The organism is Luteimonas sp. MC1750, assembly GCF_016615955.1.
Lineage (GTDB): Bacteria > Pseudomonadota > Gammaproteobacteria > Xanthomonadales > Xanthomonadaceae > Luteimonas.
The window spans coordinates 402,092-417,190 of sequence record NZ_CP067113.1 but is presented as its reverse complement, the minus strand read 5'-3'; the positions used below and the strand labels follow the sequence as shown (position 1 = coordinate 417,190).

The following is a 15,099-nucleotide window of genomic DNA, read 5'->3' as shown; positions in this document are numbered from 1 at the left end:
CGGGGGGCGGCGCACGCGCCGGGCCTCCGTATTGCCCAGACGGAGAAGTCCCGCAGTGAGCGCAGCACCCGGATCGCGGACCGCAGTGGACATGGGGACGGCCGTGCCGACGCCCGTCCGTCCCGCGCGGGCCGAGTTCCCGCCCGCGCACTACTGGCGGCGCTGGTCGGCCGACGCCGGCCCTCCGGAACCCGTGCGCAGCGATCTCCCGCCCGCCGAGCCGCCGCCGCCACCCGTGACTCCGCCAGTGGCGGCCGACGGGACGACCGAGGCGCCCTATCGCGTGCTGGTGGTCGAGGACGACCTCAGCCAGGCGCTGTTCGCCGAAAGCGTGCTCTGCGGCGCCGGCATGCAGGCCGCCGTGGTCTCGGTGGCCAGCGAGGTGATGGGTTCGCTGGAGACGTTCCGCCCGGACCTGGTGCTGATGGACCTGCACATGCCGGGCATGGACGGCGTCGAACTCACCCACCTGATCCGCGACCACGCCGCGCACGGGCACGTGCCGATCGTCTTCCTCACCGGCGATCCGGATCCCGAGCGCCAGTTCGAAGCGCTGGAGACCGGCGCCGACGACTTCCTCACCAAGCCGGTGCGGCCACGCCACCTGATCGCCGCGGTGCAGAGCCGCGTGCGCCGCGCGCGCACGCTGGCCAGCGAGCGCAGCGGCGGCGGACGGCATCCGGTCACCGGGCTGTACACCCGCTCGCACATGCTGCAGCGGCTGAACGCGATGATTCCCGGGGACGGCCGCGGCGCCCTGTACATGGTCGAGGTGGCCGGCATCGGCGTGCTGCGCGACCGCTACGGCTACACCGGTCTCGAGCAGCTGCTCACCGATGCCGCGGCGCGCGTGGGCGAAGCCGCCACCGGCAACGCGGTGTCGCGCCTGAGCGACGGCATCTACCTCGTGCACGCGGCCGAGGTCGATGCCGCGCAGCTGCCGGAAAGCGCGCGCGCGCTGCGCGACGCACTGGGACGCGCGGGCTTCAGCGTCAACGAGGAGGCGGTGCGCCTGCGCGCCTTCGTCGGCTACACCTCGCTGGCGCATGGCTACGGCGACGCCAGCAGCGCGCTGGGCGCGGCCGAGCGCGCGCTGCGCGAGGCCCGCACCCAGCCGACCGCCGTCGCCGGCTACCAGCCGCCGCGCCAGCGCGACCATGACCAGGCCATGGCCGAAGCCGTGCGCCAGGCGCTGGCCGAGAACCGCTTCCAGCTCAGCTTCCAGCCGGTGGTCGCGGTGGCCGGCGGCGAAGAGGCCCAGTTCCAGACCCTGCTGCGCATGCGCCAGGCCGACGGCACCCTGCTGGCCGCGGCGGACTTCCTCCCCGCAGCCGACGCCGCCGACCTGATGCACGACATCGACCTGCGCGTGCTCGAGCTGGCGGTGACCGTGCTGCACCAGCGCGCCGACGCCGGCAAGCCGGTGCGCCTGTTCGTCTCGCAGTCGGCGCGCAGCCTGGCGCGCGACAGCCACGCCGAGCACGTGCTCGGCATGCTGTCGGCCTATGGCGTCGAGGGCGGGCGCATCGTGATCGACGTGCGCCAGGACGAGGCCCTGATCCACGCCCTGGCCCTGCGCGAGTTCTGCGATGCGATGGTGCCTGCCGGCGTGCAGCTGTGCCTGGGCCAGTACCAGTCGGGACGCGAGGCGGATGCGCTGCTGGGCCAGCTGCCGCTGGGCTTCGTGCGCCTGTCACCACGCTATTCGCAGAAGCTCGACGATCCGGCCGTGCGCGATGAAATGCGCCAGGCGATCGATCGCGCGCACCGCCTGGGCCTGTGCGTGATCGGCCAGCACGTGGAGGATCCGCAGGCGGCCGCCACGCTGTGGATGAGCGGCGTCGACTTCATCCAGGGCAACCTGGTGCAGCACGTCGCGGGCGAAATGGACTTCGACTTCCACCACTCGGTGCTCTGACCATGACCACACGCGGACGCCCCACGGCCCTCATGATGCGCTGGCTTGCGCTCGGCGCCGCGGCAGGCGCCGCGCTGACCCTGGTGCTGGACGTGATGGGGATGGAAGGCCCCTGGCAGCACGCCGCGCTGGTGCTGGTGCTGCTGGCGCTGTTCGCGGTGATCGCGCTCCACGTGGGGCTGCACCGGCGCGACCAGCAGATCGAGGAAGCCGACGAGCGCGCGCGTCGCGACGAGGGGGTGATGGAGCAGCTGCAGGCGCAGATCGAGCAGCACACCCAGCTCGAGCAACAGCTGCGCCAGGCCAAGCAGGCCGCGGAATCGGCGGTGATGGCCAAGGGCGAGTTCCTGGCCACGATGAGCCACGAGATCCGCACGCCGCTCAACGGCATCGTGCCGATGCTCGACCTGCTGATGCACGCGCGCCTGGCCTCCGACCACGCCGAGCTGGTGCGCACGGCCTACACCTCGTCGCAGCAGATGCTGCGCATCGTCGACGACATCCTCGACTACTCGAAGCTCGAGGCCGACCGCCTCGAGCTCGAGACCACCAGCTTCAACCTGCGCGAGCTGCTCGACGGCGTGCTGCAGCTGCTGGAGCGCCCGGCGCAGGGCAAGGGCCTGCGCATGAACCTGACCGTCGACCCGGCAGTGCGCCTGGCGGTGCGCGGCGACCCGGTGCGCCTGCGCCAGGTGCTGGGCAACCTGGTCTCGAATGCGGTCAAGTTCACCGAGCGCGGTTCGGTGTCGGTGTCGGTGCGCCGGATCGGCGAGACCGCGGCCCAGCACCAGCTGCGCTTCGAGGTCCGCGACACCGGCATCGGCATCGCCGCGACGTCGCAGCCGCGCCTGTTCCAGGCCTTCAGCCAGGCCGACGCCTCGACCACCCGCCTCTACGGCGGCACCGGGCTGGGGCTCGCCATCTCCAAGCGCATCGTCGACCTGATGGGCGGACGCATCGGCGTCGACTCCGAGCCCGGCCACGGCGCGACCTTCTGGTTCGAGGTGCCGCTGCTGAAGGCCGCCGGGGACATGCAGAACACGGTCGAGGACAGCACCTCGCGCGGCCGCCTGCTCCTGCTCAGCGCGGACCCGCGCCTGCGCCTTCGCCTGTCGATGCTGCTGCCGAACTGGGGCCTCCGCGTGAGCTCGGTCGAGACCACGCAGGAAGCCCTCGACCGGCTGCGCACCGCCGCCAACCAGGGCGCACCCTGGGCCTACTCCCTCGTGCTGGCGGACCTCGCCGGCATGCGCAGCACCGCGGTGGCCCTGCACCGAAACCTCGGCCGCCAGGCCGTCTACGGCGACCTCAAGCTCGTCTGCCTGTACGGCGACGACCCGGTCCCGGAAGAGCTCCAGCGCAGCGTCACGCTACTCAGCCGGCAGGCCCCCGATGCCGATCTCCGCGCCGCCCTCCTCGGAGGGAATTTCGCGCCGACACCGGACCCCCGGGAGCACGCCACCATGGTCGCCATCCGTCCCGCGCCAACCTCGACCGCCCCCGTGCGCCCCGCACGCGTGCTGCTGGTCGAAGACAACCCCGTGAACCTGATGGTGGGCCAGCGCCTGCTGTCGGTGCTGGGCATCACCTGCGACACCGCCAGCAACGGCGAAGCGGCCGTGCTGCGCATGGAGGCCTCGCGCTACGACATCGTGCTGATGGACTGCCAGATGCCGGTGATGGACGGCTACACGGCGACCCGCCGCTGGCGCGAGATGGAAGCCGCAGCCGACGACGGCCGCCACGTGCCGATCATCGCCATGACCGCGAACGCCATGGCCGGCGACCGCCAGAAGTGCCTCGACGCCGGCATGGACGACTACCTCGCCAAGCCGGTGACCCGCAGCGAGCTCGAGCGCACGCTCGCGCGCTGGTGGAATGCCGAGACCGCCGCGGCCGCGGCGCAGCGCGAGTCCTACGAGGTCGATCCGCTGACCGGTGACATGATCGGCCCTGCGGCGGACGCGGACCTGGCGGTGGAATTCGTCGACGGGCTCCCGCTGCCGCAGGAGCCGGACGTCGCGCAGGTGTCCGCCTGGAGTGACCTCTCGACGGAGTCCGCGCTGGCCCCGGTGACCGTGCCTGTACCGGTCACGCCGGCCCCCGTGGCCGTGTCTGTACCGGCCGCGTTGACGACGGCATCGCCGCCTGTCGCCGATCCGGGGATCGCACCGCCCCCGGCCGCCCCCGCGGTGCCGCCGCAGGTGCTGCCGCCGGTGCTCGACCACGAGATCCTCGACGAGCTGCGCGCCATGCTCGGCGGCGACCTGGACCACCTGGTCGATGTCTTCCTGACGGATACGCCGCGCCTGATCGCCGCGCTCGAGCAGGCGGCCACCGGTCCGGACTACGACGCGCTGCGCGATGCCGCGCACTCGCTGAAGTCCTCCAGCGCGAACCTCGGCGCGCTGTCGCTGTCGGCGGCCGCCAAGCGCGTGGAGCTTGGCGCACGCGAACGGCTTCTGGAGCGTCCCGCCGTGGCGGTGGCCCTGGTGGCCAACGAGTTCAACCGCGCGCGCGCGGCGCTCAAAGCGGCGAGTCCGGCCCAGGCCTGAGCGGCCCACGGGCCCGGAACGCGGACAGGCCCGCCGAAGCGGGCCTGTCCGGGTGCAGCGGGCGCGTGGCTCAGCTGCCCATCTTGGACTGCAGGTAGTTCTGCTCGCCGACGCGGTTGATCAGGTCGAGCTGGGTCTCGATCCAGTCGACGTGCTCTTCCTCGGAATCGAGGATGTCCTTGAACAGCCGGCCGCTGGTGTAGTCCTTGACGCCGTCGCAGTACTCGATCGCCTCGCGCAGCAGCGGCAGGCCGTCGAGTTCGAGCGAGAGGTCGCATTCGAGGATCTCGCGCGGCGACTCGCCCACGCGCAGCTTGCCCAGGGCCTGGAAGTTCGGCAGTCCCTCGAGGAACAGGATGCGGTCCGCCAGCTGGTCGGCGTGCTTCATCTCGTCGATCGATTCCTCGTACTCGTGCTTGGCGAGGTCTTCGAGGCCCCAGTTCTTCAGCATCTTGGCGTGCAGGAAGTACTGGTTGATCGCGGTCAGCTCGTTGTAGAGCGCCTTGTTGAGGAACTCGATGACCTTGGGGTCGCCCTTCATGGGATGCCTCCGGCTGGAATGGGGATGCCGGGACTGTATCGCCTGCGCCCATGTCGTGCCGGAACGCGAATCGTGATCATCCGCAGTCCGGTTGATGGTGGCCGCTCAGACGGCCTGGATCATGCCCGACTGGATCATGCCCGACTGGATCAGGCCGACTGGATCAGCCCGACTGGATCAGGCCGACTGGATCATGCCCGACTGGATCAGGCGGCCTCGGCCAGCGGAAGTTCGCGCAGGACCCGGCGGGCGCCGGCCTCGGCGTCGAGCAGGGCCGCCGCCGTGCCGACACAGCTGCCGCAGCTGGCGCCGCAGCCGGTGCGCATCGTGAGCTCGGCCATGCTGGCGCAGCCGGCGGCTGCCGCCTGGCGGATCTCGTGGTCGGTCACACCGTTGCAGATACAGACGTACACGGCATTGCTCGCGGAACCGGGGACGGGGCCATTGTCCGCGCACATGAGAATGATTGTCAATGCTGAGTGAGGATCAGTCGCATCAGTTGGGGTCGCCCGTCGAGCGGCGGATGCCGGCCGGACCCCGGGTGCCGCCCCGCGCGCGCCCGGCGGCGCCGCCCGGCCCGGGTCGGCCGCGGCTGCGCTGGGTTTCCAGGCCGATGGTCGGCACCGCGGCCGCGCCGGCCACCTGCCGCGCGAACGGCGCCAAGTGCTGCAGCGCGCGCACGTAGACCCCGCGCTTGAAGGTGACCACGTGCTCCAGCGGGTACCAGAAATCCACCCAGCGCCAGTGGTCGAACTCCGGCTTGTCGGTCAGGTCCAGGCGCAGGTCGGCATCGGCGCCGGTGAAGCGCAGCAGGTACCAGACCTGCTTCTGTCCGATGCAGACCAGGCGGTCGTTGCGGCGCACGGCCCGCGCGGGCAGCCGGTAGCGCAGCCAGCCCGGCGTGACCCCGAGGACGTCGACGTGCGCCGGCGTCAGCCCGGTCTCCTCGCGAAGCTCGCGGTACATCGCCTCGAGCGGCGTCTCGTCCGAGTTCATCCCGCCCTGCGGGAACTGCCAGCCGTCGCGACGCACCCGCCGCGCCCAGAACACCCGGCCGTCGGGGTGCATCAACACGATGCCCACGTTGGGGCGATAGCCGTCCGGATCGATCACGATGCGGACTCCTGAGTCTTTCGACGCCTGTGGCGTCACTGCGATCGACTCTGCCACGCGGCGCCGGGGGGGACAAGCCGAGGCCGGGGATTTGACGGCAACCGGTCGCCGGGTAGACAATTGCTGGCTCGACGCGCCCTGCGCGCGAGTCCATGGCTATGTAGCTCAGCTGGTTAGAGCACAGCACTCATAATGCTGGGGTCGGTGGTTCGAGTCCACCCATAGCCACCAGAATCACGAGCCGGATCAACGGCTTGCATGATCAGAGCCCGCGTCCGCCGCGGGCTTTTCCGTTTCCGAGCCCAGGCACGGCTCAGCGCGCCAGCAGCCTCCGCGTCCAGTCCAGCAGCACCAGCGGCAGCCGCTCCGGCGTCGCGAGCACGGCATAGCCGTCCTGGCCGAAGACCTTGGGCAGGTAGCCGGGGGCCTGCAGGTCGACGGTCAGGCAGAAGGGAAAGATGCCCTGCAACCGGGCCTCGGTCACCGATTGCCGCATGTCCTCGACCCCGAAGCGCCCGTCGTAGCGGTCGGCGTCGTTGGGCTTGCCGTCGGACAACATCAGCAGCAGGCGATGCTCGGCGGGCTGGCGCATCAGCAGTGCCGTCGCGTGGCGGATCGCGGCGCCGGCACGCGTGTAGCGTTCCGGCTCCAGGCCGGCGATGCGCAGTGCGACCTCCTGGCCGTAGGCCTCGTCGAAGGCCTTCAGCATGCGCAGGGTCACGCCGTGCGGGCCTTCGCCGGAAAACGCCATGACCGAGAACGGCTCGCCCAGGCCCTGCAGGGCCATGCACACCAGCAGCAAGGCTTCGCGTTCGACGTCGATCACGCGACGGGCGCCGCCGATGAAGCCATCGGTCGAGCCGCTGCTGTCGACCAGGATCGAAACGGCGATGCTGCGCCGGCCGGGGCGGCGGGCCTCGTACAGGCCTTCGCGCAGGAAACCGCCGGCGCGCAGGTCGGCACGGCCTTCGACGCAGGCATCGATGTCCACGTCCTCGCCGTCGCTCTGCCTGCGCAGGCGCACGCGCTCCGGCCGCAGGGCCTCGAACTGGCGACGGATGCCGTCGAGGTGCGAGCGATGGCGGGCCAGCGTCGCGTCGACCCAGCCCGGATCACCGGGCACCGGCGGCATCATGCGCACGGTGGTCCCGTGCTCGATGTAGGACGCGCTCGCGTGGTCCCACTCGGGATAGCGGGAGCGGGTGCCGCCGGCGTCGGGCTCGTCGAAGTCGATCTTCGCGCGGCTGGCGGGCGGGTCGTCGGAGAGCAGCACTTCGCGCGGCGGATCGGGCGCGGCGACCATCCGCGTGGACGCCAGCTCCGACAGCATGTCGCCGTACTCGTCGGCGCTGGTCTCGTCGTCGCGGTCGACCGGGCGCTGCAACCCGAAGGGGTCCTCGGCGACCTCGTGCGGGGCGTCCTGCTGGATCATCCATACGCCGGGTTCGCCGCCCTTGTCCTCGTCCGCGGTCGCTTCGCGTTCCTCGGGGCGCCGCTCCATCCGCGCGCTGCGGACGGGCCCCGGGTCGTCCGCGTCGTGCCCGGGGGCCCGGCCATCGACCATCCGGGCCATGGCGCCCGCCGAACGCAGTTCGCCCGTCCACCAGTCGCGGTACAGCGGCATGGGGCCCAGCCGTCGCACGTCGGCGGCGTCAAGGGCCCACTCCCGGAGCAGCATCTCGGCCTGGCCGAGCGGATCATCGCCTCCGCAGGAAGCGGTGACAGGCGAGGTGCCAGGCGCGGTGCCGACAGGGCCCAGAGGGCCGACCGGCTCGCCCGCGCCCGGATCACCCGGATCGACCAGCTCGCACACCTCGCCCGGCTCGCCTTCGAGGATGCTCCGCACCAGTCGCTCCAGCGGCTGCCTCGCCGGGGCGAACGCGGCGAGCGGCGGGCGCGCCGCCAGCGCCAATCGGCGGAGCCGCCGCAGTGCCGGCAGCAGGCCAGGGAACCCGCGAGCGACCGCCGCTTCGGCGGCCTGCGCCTCGAGCACCAGCGCGGTGTCGCGCAGGAGCGGATTGCCCTGCCCTGCAATCACCTGCACGTGGCCACGCAGGGCGCGGCAGGCCTGCTGCATCGCCATCGCGCGGTAGAGCTCCGAGGCTTCACCCACGTCGCAGGTGCCCAGATGGGCCGGCAGCCACAGGGTATCCCCGCTCGTGGCCGGCACGGCCTGGCGATGGCGCGGATGGGCGCGGTGGTGGAACAGGCGGTGCAGCACGGTCGGCCGCGCCGGCGGCAGCGCCACGCGGATCGGCAGGCTGGTGCCGAACGCGGCCGACACCAGCAGGTCCAGGCGCCGGACCAGCGACGCGAGCGCGACCGGCGCATCGGGTTCGCGCGCGTAGTGGCGCCGCCAGGTGTCGCGAATGAACACCGTCGCGTGCCGCGCCACGTCGACGACGACATCCTCGGCCTCGGCCACGTCGGCGGCCGCCTAGGGGAACATCGCGTCGACGAGTTCGCGCATCGCGCCGAGCAGGGTCGGATCGTCGCTGAGCGGGGCAACCACCGCGGCGTTGCAGGCCTCGCGCAGGCCGATGCCGCTGGCCACCAGGCGCCCGGCGGCGATCAGCAGCCGCGTGCTCGGCACCTCCGCCAGGCCGCGGTCGCGCAGCGAGCGCAGGCGGCCCGCGAGTTCGACCAGGGCCCTCGCCGTGCCTCCGTCGACGCCGCTTTCGTTCGCGACGATCGCGGCCTCCGCGGGCGCTTCGGGAAAGCCCAGCTCGATGGCGACGAAGCGCTGGCGCGTGCTCGGCTTCAGGTCCTTGAGCATGCGCTGGTAGCCGGGGTTGTACGAAATCACCAGCTGGAAGCCCGGCGCGGCCTCGAGGGTCTCGCCGGTGCGATCGATCGGCAGGATGCGCCGGTAGTCGGTGAGCGGATGCAGGACGACGATCGTGTCCTGGCGCGCCTCCACCACTTCGTCGAGGTAGCAGATCGCGCCTTCGCGCACGGCGCGGGTCAGCGGGCCGTCCTGCCAGACGGTGTCGTCGTGGCGGATCAGGAAGCGGCCGATCAGGTCGCTCGCGGTGAGGTCGTCATGGCAGGCGACGGTGATCAGCGGACGCCCCAGCCGCCAGGCCATGTGTTCGACGAAGCGGGTCTTGCCGCAGCCGGTGGGGCCCTTGAGCATGACCGCCAGCCCGCCGGCGTGGCACTGCTCGACGATGCCGACCTCGTTGCCGGTGGGCAGGTAGTAGGGGCCGGCTTCGGCCGGCCCCGCATGCTCAAGCACCGGTCAACGTCCCTGGGCGACCCGCAGCTCGCCCTCGCCATCGTCGGCAACCACGTCGAAGCGCGGCCGGTAGCGGAAGAAGTCGAAGATGAACATCGCCACGCCCGTGGCGAAGATCGTCGCCGTCAGGATCAGCATCAGGAAGTGCACCTGGATCTTCAGCTGGGCATCGAGGTAACCCATGCCCATGATCCGCTCGAGATACACCTGGGCGATGCCGGCGGTGCCGAACGACAGCGTCATCCCGAACATGCCCGACACCTGCAGCCAGAACGCCCAGTAGCCCAGCGGCGAGTACCTGTCCTGCGGCCGGTTGGTCAGCCCCGGCAGGGCGTAGGTGATCATCGCCATGACGATCATCGCGTAGGCCCCGTAGAACGCCGAGTGCGCATGCATCGCGGTGATCAGGGTGCCGTGGGTCCACTTGTTGACGCTGGGCCAGGTATGGGCGAGGCCAAGCAGGCCCGCACCGAACAGCGCGAAGATCGCGCTGCCGATGGTCCAGTGCAGCGCCAGGCTGTTGGGATGCTTCACGCCGCCGCGCCGCATCGCGGCATAGGCATAGATGGCCATCGCGGCCAGCGCAAGCGGCTCGAGCGCGCTGAAGAAGCCGCCGATCGGCAGCCAGATATGCGGCACGCCAACCCAGTAGTAATGGTGCGCGGTGCCGAGGATGCCGGCGAAGAACACCAGGCCCACGATCACGTACAGCCACTTCTCCATCACCTCGCGATCGATGCCCGACAGGCGGATCAGCAGGTAGGCGAGGAAGCCGGCCATGATCATCATCCACACGCCTTCGACCCAGAGGTGGATGGTCCACCAGCGGTAGAAGATCGAGACGGTGTAGTTCTCGTAATGCAGCAACGCGGGGATATACAGGATCGCCGACAGCGCAAGCCCGCCCAGCAGCACGCCCTCGGTGGTCGTGAACCGCCCGGACCGCTTGATGGTCATGCCGATGTTGTAGAGGAACATCAGCATGCAGATCACGATCACGATCTTGTGCGGCAGCGGCTGCTCGAGCAGCTTGTTGCCGGTGCCGTAGCGGAACAGGTAGCCGATGACCGCGGTGACGCCCATCACTGTCCACAGGCCGAGCTGCCAGTAGGCGAGCTTCGTGCTGTACAGCTCGGTGCGCGACTCGTCCGGCACCATCCAGTAGGTGGCGCCCATGAAGCCGGTGAGCACCCAGACGATCAGCAGGTTGGTGTGGATCGTCTTGGTGACGTCGAACGGCAGGATGTACAGCAGCGGGTCCGGCCCGAGGTACTTGGCGGCCGACAGCAGCCCGAACACGATCTGCAGCCCGAACAGCACCATGGCCACGGCGAAGTACCAGTAGGCCACTGATTGGGACTTGTAACGCATGGAAGATCTCCCGGTGCCGGCGCAGGACGCCGCCAGTCTTATTTCATCGATCCAAGGAAGGCCACGAGCTGGTCGACCTGCTCTGCGGTCAGGCTGTCCGCATAGGTGTTGGGCATGAACGAGGTGCCTTCCGCCGAGAACATGGCGCCCGGCACCAGGTGTGCGCTCGGGTTCACGATCGACTCGCGGATGTAGCCTTCGACATCGGTCGCGCTGCCGGTGTAGTCCGGGGATGCGAGCGTCTGCGCCGCGCGCTCGGCCATGCCGGCCATCGACGGACCGGCCAGCTGGACGCCCGGCTGCAGCGAGTGGCAGGCGGTGCAGACCGGCACCGCGGTGCCGAACAGGTTTTCACCGATGGCGCGGGGATCACTGTCGGCCCGCACCGGCCTGACGTCCTGCGCCGCGGCCTGCCCCGTGCCCTGCGCGGCCACGTTGACGGTTCCACCGGCCACCAGGATGGGACGCGGCGGCCAGCCCTGGTTGTCGACCTTCGACACCCAGTCGAGGAACTTGACCAGGTTCTCGATCTCGATCTCGCTGAGGTCCTGCGTCGGCATCAGCCGGCGATGGCGCTGCTCGTCGTAGAACTGCGACGGATCGCGCATATAGGCCTTGAGGTAGGCCTCGCCGCGGTGCTGCGCGATCTTGGTCAGGTCGGGCGCGTAGTAGGCGCCTTCGCCGAACAGGGTGTGGCAGTTGATGCAGTTGTATTTGTGCCAGACATCCTTGCCGTGGGTGATTTCCGGCGTGATGTCCGCTGCATTGGTGAGGTCGTCGAAGCGCGTGTGGCTATACAGGGTCAGGCCGAGGAATGCCACGGCGGCGAGGCCTGTTGCGACGATGGCGAAGATCCGGGACTGCCGCTTGTTCATGGGACCTTCCTCAGACGGCGATCGAGGGCCAGTAGGAAATCGCGGTGTAGGCGGCGTAGACCACGGCGACCGCCATCAGCAGAAGGACGAACGATCCCACCCAGCGCACGGCTGTCATCAGGCTTGTCGCGTTCATTCGATGCTCCCCGGACTGGCTTTCAGGCGGTTCCGTTGCCGGGCCACTGTGTCACCCCTTCGCCCCGCGTGCAAACCGGAGGCAAGACCGGTTGCGCGGCAGCGTCACGCCCCCGGCGGTACCGCCGCAGCGCGCGCCTGGTTGCGTTCGTCCGAAACCACTTCGCCGTCCACCAGGGTGATCGTGCGGTCGCAGCTCCCGGACAGGCGCGGATCGTGGGTCACCACCAGCACGGCGCAGCCGAACTGCGCGTTGAACCTGCGCAGCAGTTCGAACACATCGGCCGCGGTCCTGGTGTCGAGGTTGCCGGTGGGTTCGTCGGCCAGCAGCAGCGAAGGATTCGTGACCAGCGCGCGCGCGATCGCCACGCGCTGCTGCTGGCCACCCGACAGCTGGTCGGGACGGCGCTCGGTGAACTTCTCCAGGCCGACGTCGGCCAGCAGGCCGCGCGCGGCTTCGAGGATCTCGGGCGTGGGCCTGCCGTGCGCCACCATCCACGGCATCAGCACGTTCTCGAGCGCAGTGAACGCGCCGATCAGGTGGTGGAACTGGAAGACGAAGCCGATGTGCCGGCCACGCAGCGCGGTGCGGCCTTCGTCATCCATGTCGCGGGTCGGCGTGCCGCGCAGGTAAAGCTCGCCGTCGGTGGGCGAATCCAGCAGGCCGATGAGGTTGAGCAGGGTGCTCTTGCCGGAACCCGACGGGCCGACCAGGGCCGCGAAGTCGGCGCGGTCCAGGCACAGGTCGATGCCGTGCAGCACCTCGACCTCGTTGGGCTGGCCGATGTTGTAGGACTTGCGCAGGCCCTCGAGGCGCAGGACGTCATTGGGCTCAGCCACGGATCGCCTCCACCGGGTCGAGTCGCGAGGCACGTGACGCGGGCACAAGCGCCGCTCCGATGCCCGACAGCGTGGCCAGCGCCATCGCCGCCGGCACCAGCGCCGGCGGCATCGGGATCTCGAACAGCCCGGGGCCCAGGTTGTTGAAGGCCCACACCAGGCCCCAGCCCGCGAGCGCGCCGAGCAGCGCACCCGCCAGTCCCAGCACCGCGCCCTGGACCAGGAAGACCAGCAGCATCTGCCGGCGCCGCGTGCCCATCGCGCGCAGGATGCCGATCTCGCGCGTGCGCTGGGCCACGCTCACCGCGAGCACGCTGGCGATGCCCAGGGCCACCGACAGCGCCACGAAGACGCTGATCATGCGCGTGGACATGCTTTGGGAGCTCAGCGCGTTCATCAGCTGGGCATTGGTGTCCATCCAGCTTTCGGCCTTCAGCCCGGTGAGGCCGGCCACCCGCGTGGCGATGCGGTCGGCGCCGAACAGGTCCTGCACGGTCATGTCGATCACGGTCACGCCGCCCGGCAGGGCCAGCAGCGACTGCGCCTGCTTGAGGTCGAGGTAGACATAACGGGCATCGAGTTCGCGCACGCCCAGCTCGAAGATGCCGGCGACGTTGACGATCGCCTCGCGTCCCTCGCCGGCATCGAGCCGCAGCTTGCCGCCCAGGCGCAGGCCAAGATCCTCGGCCAGCTTGCTGCCCACAACCGCGTTGCCGGAGCCGACCTCCAGCCGTCCCTCGACGACGTGTTCGTCCAGCGGGATCACGCGCAGGTAGCGCGGCATGTCCACGCCGACCAGCGCGACCGACTCGGCGGCGCTGCCGCGGCGCCCGAAGGCCGGGCCCGACACCACCGGAGACACCGCGGCGACGCCCGGCAGGCGATCCAGCACGTCGCGCACCTCGAGCCAGTTGTCGATCGGCCGCAGCGCCTGCGGGCGCGGGTCCTCCAGCACCAGCTGCAGGGTCCCGGGGGGCACCGGCGCGACGCGGTTGACCTCGCGCGGGGCCTCCACGCGAACATGCGCCTGCGTGCCCAGCGTGCGGTCGATGATGTTGGCCTGCAGCCCGGCGATCAGCGCGGTGACGAAGACGATCACCGAAACGCCCACCGCGATCCCGAACAGGATCAGCAGCGTCTGCGCCCGGCCGTGGCGCAGGAAGCGCATCGCGATGGTGGACTCGATCCACACGGCTCAGTCGAACTGGACCGGAAGCTCGCCGCGGCTGTCGCTGCCGGAGGCCGCAGGCAAGGGCTGGTCGTCGATGCGCACGCGGCTGCCGTCCGCCGGCAGCATCGCGGGTTCGAGCGCACCGGCCGCCAGCACCCGGTCCCCGGCCACCAGGCCCTCCAGCACTTCGCTTGCACCGAGCCCGCGCAGGCCCAGCCGCACGGGCACGCGCGCGACGCGGCCGTCGCGCACGCGCACGACCCCGGCGCGGTCGGACGCGTCGCTGTCGCCGACAAGCGCGTCGTTGGGCACCACCACGGCCTGCTCGCGGCGGCCGGTGAGGATGGTGGCGGTCACGGTCATGTCGGCGCGCACGAAATCGACGCCGGGATCGATGCGCAGGCGCACGTCGACGGTGCCGCGCGCGGGGTCGATGCCGGGCGCGACGTGGTGCACGGTGGCCTGGAACGGCCGGTCGGGAAAGGCGTCGGCGATGCAGGTCGCGGACTGGCCGACCTCCAGCCGCGCCAGGTTCTTCTCGTCCAGCGGCAGCAGGATCTCGCCGGGCGCATCGCGCGCGATCTCCAGCATGACGTCGCCCGGGGTCACGGTGTCGCCGGGCTCGACGTTGCGCACCAGCACGGTGCCGGAAACGGTGGCGCGGATCACGGCGCGTGCGAGCTCGGCTTCGGCCGCCTGCAGGCGCTCGCGGGCCTGGGCCTCGAAGGCGCCGCCGGCCAGGGCGTCGAGTGCCACGCGCGCCTGGCGCTCGGCGGCACGCGCGGCGACTTCGGCCTGGGCCGCCTGCTCCACGCTCTCGCGCGACACCAGCTGTTCGCGGCCGAGATCACGGCGGCGTGCCAGGTCACGTTCGGCCTGGACGCGGGCGGCGCGCGCCTGCGCCAGCCGCGCCTCGGCATCGGGGCGCTCGGCCTGCCGCAGCGCGTCGAGGGCGGCGCGCGCCTCGTCGCGACGGGCCTCGAGGTCGCGGGCCCGCAGCACCACCAGCACGTCGCCCTCCTCGACCCGGTCGCCCTCCATCACCCGGCGCTCCAGCACCAGCCCGGCGATCTCGGCGCCGACCTGCACCCGCGACAGCGACGCGGCGCGCCCGGTGGCGACGACGTTCTGCACCATCGGCCCCGTCTGCACCACGTAGCCCGGGAGCTCCGGGCCGCGCCAGCGCGCAAAGCCCCAGGCCAGCACCGCTGCCACCACCAGGATGGCCGCTGCGAGTCCCCACGTCCGCCGTCCACCGCGCATCGCCATCGCGTGTTCCATCGGGAAAGGCCTCATGGTGGCCCGACGGCCGCCGCCACGGCAACGCGGCGCCGGCGCCGCC

At 71.0% G+C, this 15,099-nt stretch carries 12 protein-coding genes, 1 tRNA gene and 1 pseudogene; 3 read left to right on the top strand and 11 right to left on the bottom strand.

All coding sequences use genetic code 11. The features are described 5' to 3' along the window. Positions 1-103: 103 nt before the first annotated feature. Together JGR68_RS01975 and JGR68_RS01970 are read left to right on the top strand one after the other, a co-directional pair. Positions 104-1,918, top strand: a complete 1,815-nt coding sequence (locus JGR68_RS01975; RefSeq protein ID WP_234446558.1) for an EAL domain-containing response regulator — start codon at positions 104-106, stop codon at positions 1,916-1,918. Positions 1,919-1,920: 2 nt separating this feature from the next. After that, positions 1,921-4,473, top strand: a complete 2,553-nt coding sequence (locus tag JGR68_RS01970; RefSeq protein ID WP_234446557.1) for a hybrid sensor histidine kinase/response regulator — start codon at positions 1,921-1,923, stop codon at positions 4,471-4,473. A gap of 70 nt (positions 4,474-4,543) precedes the next feature. On the opposite strand, the gene bfr is transcribed toward JGR68_RS01970, so the two are convergent. The 3 genes and pseudogenes from bfr to JGR68_RS01955 form a co-directional block, all read right to left on the bottom strand. Beyond that, positions 4,544-5,014, bottom strand: a complete 471-nt coding sequence (bfr, locus tag JGR68_RS01965; RefSeq protein WP_199360156.1) for a bacterioferritin — start codon at positions 5,012-5,014, stop codon at positions 4,544-4,546. A 206-nt stretch (positions 5,015-5,220) separates the two neighbouring features. Beyond that, positions 5,221-5,427, bottom strand: coding sequence for a (2Fe-2S)-binding protein (locus tag JGR68_RS01960; protein ID WP_199360155.1), 207 nt, complete (start codon positions 5,425-5,427; stop codon positions 5,221-5,223). Between the two features lie 205 nt (positions 5,428-5,632). After that, positions 5,633-6,127: pseudogene (locus JGR68_RS01955) on the bottom strand (RNA pyrophosphohydrolase); the annotation flags it as partial. Between the two features lie 154 nt (positions 6,128-6,281). Between JGR68_RS01955 and JGR68_RS01950 the strand changes: the two are divergent. Further along, positions 6,282-6,358 (top strand) — tRNA-Met (locus JGR68_RS01950). An 82-nt stretch (positions 6,359-6,440) separates the two neighbouring features. On the opposite strand, the gene JGR68_RS01945 is transcribed toward JGR68_RS01950, so the two are convergent. The 8 genes from JGR68_RS01945 to JGR68_RS01915 all read right to left on the bottom strand — a co-directional run bounded on the left by JGR68_RS01945 (position 6,441) and on the right by JGR68_RS01915 (position 15,038). Then, positions 6,441-8,552: a hypothetical protein gene (locus tag JGR68_RS01945; protein ID WP_199360153.1), complete on the bottom strand. Its 2,112-nt coding sequence runs from the start codon at positions 8,550-8,552 to the stop codon at positions 6,441-6,443. A 12-nt stretch (positions 8,553-8,564) separates the two neighbouring features. Further along, positions 8,565-9,365: a CbbQ/NirQ/NorQ/GpvN family protein gene (locus tag JGR68_RS01940; protein WP_234446556.1), complete on the bottom strand. Its 801-nt coding sequence runs from the start codon at positions 9,363-9,365 to the stop codon at positions 8,565-8,567. 3 nt (positions 9,366-9,368) lie between these two features. Further along, entirely contained in the window at positions 9,369-10,736 is a 1,368-nt protein-coding gene (locus tag JGR68_RS01935) for a cbb3-type cytochrome c oxidase subunit I (protein ID WP_199360152.1), read from the bottom strand. 38 nt (positions 10,737-10,774) lie between these two features. Continuing rightward, positions 10,775-11,611, bottom strand: a complete 837-nt coding sequence (locus tag JGR68_RS01930; RefSeq protein ID WP_199360151.1) for a c-type cytochrome — start codon at positions 11,609-11,611, stop codon at positions 10,775-10,777. A 10-nt stretch (positions 11,612-11,621) separates the two neighbouring features. Further along, on the bottom strand, positions 11,622-11,747 hold the full coding sequence (locus tag JGR68_RS14095) for a hypothetical protein (protein WP_255527401.1): 126 nt from the start codon (positions 11,745-11,747) through the stop codon (positions 11,622-11,624). A gap of 104 nt (positions 11,748-11,851) precedes the next feature. Further along, entirely contained in the window at positions 11,852-12,586 is a 735-nt protein-coding gene (locus JGR68_RS01925) for an ABC transporter ATP-binding protein (protein ID WP_199360150.1), read from the bottom strand. Next, positions 12,579-13,778 (bottom strand): FtsX-like permease family protein, encoded by a 1,200-nt coding sequence (locus JGR68_RS01920; RefSeq protein ID WP_199360149.1) that lies wholly within the window; start codon positions 13,776-13,778, stop codon positions 12,579-12,581. Before JGR68_RS01920 ends, JGR68_RS01925 begins: the two co-directional genes overlap by 8 nt. 3 nt (positions 13,779-13,781) lie before the next feature. Beyond that, positions 13,782-15,038 (bottom strand): efflux RND transporter periplasmic adaptor subunit, encoded by a 1,257-nt coding sequence (locus tag JGR68_RS01915; protein WP_200672713.1) that lies wholly within the window; start codon positions 15,036-15,038, stop codon positions 13,782-13,784. Positions 15,039-15,099 lie beyond the last annotated feature (61 nt).